Consider the following 1,416-nt stretch of genomic DNA (forward strand, 5'->3'; position numbering starts at 1 on the left):
TAAGCAATGGGATGGAGTCCTCCCCACCCTACACCGGCGTCGTTGCGCCACACTGGTGGGTGAGTGCATCACTTACCAGCCTTAGGATGAGGAGAACTCCCCATGAACATTAGCCGGGTCGGCGTGGATATCGCAAAGTCTGTCTTTCATGTGCACGGCGTGGATCGCCATGATCAGGTCCAGTGGCGCGGCAAATACTCCCGTGGCAAGTGGCTGGACGCCATCGCCAAACGGGTTCCCGAGGGAGCCGAGATCGGTATGGAGGCGTGCGCGTCCTCTCACCATTGGGCCCGTGAACTGCAGGCGCGCGGCTATCACGTCAAGCTGATTGCTGCCCAGTTCGTCAAGCCCTACGTCAAGAGTAACAAGAACGACCGTGTCGATGCCGAAGCCATCTGCGAAGCCATGGACCGGCCCCACATGCGCTTCGTGGCGGTCAAGACGGTCGACCAGCAGGATATCCAGGCGGCACATCGGATCCGTGAAGCGCTGGTTCATCAACGGACGGCCAAGGCCAACCAGATCCGCGGCCTGGTCGGCGAATACGGGCTGGTGGCACCGGTTGGTATTGGTCAGCTGCGTGCTGTGCTGCCCCGTTGGCTGGAAGATGCCGAGAATGGGCTGAGCGATGCCTTCCGTGTGCTGCTGGCCGGTCTTGCCGAGGATCTCCGCCACCTGGATGACCGCATTGATACGGTCACAGCGGGGATCGAGCAGCAGGTACAGGCCGACCCGGTGGCCAAACGCTTGATGACGCTGCAGGGCGTCGGCCCGCTGACGGCCAGCGCGCTATCCGGCGCCCTGGGTGATGGCCAGGCATTTCGCCGCGGCCGGGACTTTGCCGCCTCGCTGGGCCTAACACCTCGTCAGCACAGCACCGGTGGACGAGATCGTCTGCTGGGCATCAGCAAACGTGGTGACAGCTATCTTCGCAAACTTTTGGTGCACGGTGCCCGAGCCGTTCTCCGTCATGCCGAGGGCAAGGACGATAGGTTGAGCGACTGGGTTCGGCGACTGTCCGGGCGGAAGCATGTCAATGTCGCCATCGTCGCGCTCGCCAACAAGACAGCGCGGATCGCCTGGGCCATTACGCGCCACGATGTGGCTTATGATCCCACGTTGGCTGCCCAAGCAGCATAAGTTCAACCAGCGGAATTCAAGATGTTTTCCACAGCGATGACCGACCACCACGATTGCTGAGCATGCTGTTAGATGGCGAACAGGTCGAACCGACGTCAGACAACCCCTTTATGGCCGATGAGCCTCGAGCTCGTGTAAGCGAATGGGAGCTGACGTGCGGATAGCCCATCAGGGTCCGATGCCATGGGCATCATTAGTGAGACCGGATATACGTGTGCAGTCGTACCTACCGACCATCGAATTTCATGCTGGCAAACGGGGAGGACTCCATATACG

1 protein-coding gene is annotated in these 1,416 nt (G+C 60.7%); it reads left to right on the forward strand.

The window, feature by feature from the left end; translation table 11 throughout:
* Positions 1 to 102: 102 nt before the first annotated feature.
* Complete coding sequence (locus tag MKP05_RS21105) at positions 103 to 1,140, forward strand: IS110 family RNA-guided transposase (protein ID WP_240570114.1); 1,038 nt, start codon at positions 103 to 105, stop codon at positions 1,138 to 1,140.
* The last annotated feature ends 276 nt before the right edge of the window (positions 1,141 to 1,416 follow it).

This window comes from Halomonas flagellata (assembly GCF_022487945.1).
GTDB lineage: Bacteria > Pseudomonadota > Gammaproteobacteria > Pseudomonadales > Halomonadaceae > Halomonas > Halomonas flagellata.

Excerpts from the sequence above, each read along its gene's own strand:
- MKP05_RS21105 (WP_240570114.1), top strand. The coding sequence starts at position 103 with ATGAACATTAGCCGGGTCGGCGTGGATATCGCAAAGTCTGTCTTTCAT.